The 2,634-nt window shown below is 76.2% G+C and carries 2 protein-coding genes; both read right to left on the reverse strand.

All coding sequences use genetic code 11. The annotated features are described in order from the left end of the window. A partial coding sequence (locus K6I34_RS35315) for a beta-ketoacyl synthase N-terminal-like domain-containing protein (RefSeq protein WP_229332118.1) occupies window positions 1-783 on the reverse strand: 783 nt, incomplete at its 3' end. A gap of 58 nt (window positions 784-841) precedes the next feature. Continuing rightward, on the reverse strand, window positions 842-2,634 hold a 1,793-nt coding region (locus tag K6I34_RS35320; RefSeq protein WP_229332119.1), incomplete at its 5' end, for a type I polyketide synthase.

A 2,634-nucleotide genomic window follows, 5' to 3' on the forward strand; every position in this document is an offset into this window, starting at 1 on the left:
CCAGCCCGTGCCGTCGGCCGCCGCCGCGAACGACTTGAAGCGGCCGTCGGGGGCGAGCCCGCGCTGGCGCGCGAACTCGTCGAACGCGCCGGGGGTGGCGAGCACGGTCGCGCCGCCGACGAGCGCGAGGTCGCACTCCCCCGCGCGCAGCGCCTGGCACGCGAGGTGCAGGGCGACGAGGGAGGACGAGCACGCGGTGTCGACGGTCACCGCCGCGCCCTCCAGGCCGAGGGTGTAGGCGATCCGGCCCGAGGCGACGCTGACCAGGCTGCCCGTCAGCAGGTGCCCCTCGACCTCCTTGGGGGTGCTGGACAGCCGGGACAGGTAGTCGCTCGCGATGACCCCGACGAACACGCCCGTACGGCTTCCGCGCAGCGAGGCGGGATCGATCCCGGCCCGTTCGAGGGTCTCCCAGGACGCCTCCAGCAGCAGGCGCTGCTGCGGGTCCATCGCGAGCGCCTCGCGGGGCGAGATACCGAAGAAGTCGGGGTCGAAGTCGGCCGCGTCGTGCAGGAATCCGCCCCGGTAGGAGGCGCCGGCGACGGTCTCGGCGTGCTCCCAGCCGCGTCCGGACGGGATTCCGGTGATGGCGTCGGTGCCGGTGTCGACCAGTTCCCACAGTTCCTGGGGGGAGGTGACCCCGCCGGGATAGCGGCACTGCATGCCGACGATGGCGAGGGGTTCGTGCCACCGGTCCTCGGCGTCCCGCAGCCGCTCCCGGGTCTCGTGCAGTTCGTTCGCCGCTCGTCGCAGGTAGTCGCGAAGTTGTTCTTCGTTCGCCATCGCATGTGCTCCGTGAGTGTCCGTGAGGACGGGAATGCCCCAGCCCTGTGGTCGGTGGTCAGCGAGCGGTACTGCGGTCGATGAAGTCGAACATCTCCTCATCGGAGGCCGAGCCGAACTTCTCCTGCGCTGCTGGGTCCTCGGGCTCCGCGCTGCCGTTCGCGCGGCCCTCGGCCAGCTCCCGGAGGCGTTCCGCGGCCTTGGTCCGGTCCTGGTCGCCGAGCAGCGCGAGCATCGCCTCGACGCGGTCGATCTCGCCGAGCACGGAGTCCCACGAGACCGTGTGCTCCTGGCGCAGCCGGGTCTGCAGGTGGCGGCCGAGGGCGGCCGCGTTCGGGTGGCTGAAGACCAGCGTGGCGGGCAGCGCCAGCCCGGTCGCCGTCCTCAGCCGGTTGCGCACCGCCAGTGCGGTGAGGGAGTCGAAGCCGAGGTCCTTGAACGCCGTCCCGGGGTCGATGTCCTCGGGGTCGGCGTGGCCGAGGACGGCGGCGGCGCAGGCGCGCACCAGGCCGACGAGCGCCACCACTTGTTCGTCCTCCGGGAGCTCCATGAGGCGTCCGACGATCGCGGGCGTGGCCTCGGCGGCGCCGTTCCCGCCGGGGCCGCGCCGACGGGCCGTCACCAGCCCGGACAGCACCGGCGCCACGTCCGGGTCGCCCCGGCGCAGGGCCGCGGTGTCCGCGCACAGCGGGGCCAGCGCGGCCTCCGGCCGGGTGAGGGCGTCGTCGAAGAGGGCGAGTCCCTCGGCCTCGGTCAGCGGGAGGAACCCGTGGGCGCCTTCCGCCGCTTCGCCGCTCTCGTCGTCCGGAGCCTCGTCCAGGGCCTCGTCCGGGGCGGCCCACGGCCCCCAGGCGAGCGAGAGGCCGGGGAGCCCCTGGGCCCGCCGGTGCTGGGCGAGGGCGTCGAGGAAGGCGTCGCCCGCGGCCCGCGCCGCGTGGGTACGGTCGCCGGTCAGTCCTGCCGCCGAGGCGTGCAGGACGAACGCCGAGAGGTCCAGCTCCCGCGTCAGCTCGTGCAGGTGCCAGGCGGTGTCGACGGTGCCGCGCAGCGCCGCTTCCACGCGGTCGGGCGCCCACTCGGCGTCGTCGGCCACGGCGTCCGCGGCCCCCGCCGCGTGCACGGCCCCCGCCGCGTGCACGACGGCCCGCACCGGATACTCCGCCGGAATGGCGGCCAGCACCCGGGCCAGGGCTTCCCGGCTCGTGCTGTCGCAGCCGTCCGCCTCGGCCACTTCGACCGTGGCGCCGAGCGCGGACAGTTCGGCGGCCGGTTCCCGTGTCGTGCTCCCCGCCGGACCCACCAGCACCAGCCGACGTACGCCGTGCGCGGTCACCAGATGCCGGGCCACCGCGGCGCCCACCCGGCCCGTGGCACCGGTCACCAGGACCGTGCCGTCCGCCGGGAAGACGGCGCCGGTGGCCTTGGCCGCGGGTACCCGGCTCAGGACGGGTACGAGGACCTGCCCGGCCCGCACCGCGAACTCGGCCGTCCCCGAGTCCACCGCGGCCGCGAGCGCCCGCGGGGACGTGTCGTGGTCGTCGAGGTCGGCGAGGACGATCCGGTCCGGATCCGCGGAGCGGGCCGAGCGGACGAGCCCCCACACGGTGGCCGCTCCGGGGTCGCCGACGCGGTCGCCGGGCTCGGCGAACACCGCGCCCCGGGTCACCACGACGAGGCGTGCCGCCGCGAACCGCGGGTCCGCCGCCCGGCCGCGCAGGGCCGCGAGCGCGGCGAGCGCGCGGGCGCGGACGGCGTCGGGCGCGCCGCCGTCGGCCGGTGCGGGGGTGACGGCCAGGACGATCCGGCCGGGTACGGGCAGGCCCGCGTCCACGGCCGCGACCAGGGCGGGCC

The sequence above is a fragment of the Streptomyces sp. UNOC14_S4 genome (assembly GCF_020740835.1).
Taxonomy (GTDB): domain Bacteria; phylum Actinomycetota; class Actinomycetes; order Streptomycetales; family Streptomycetaceae; genus Streptomyces.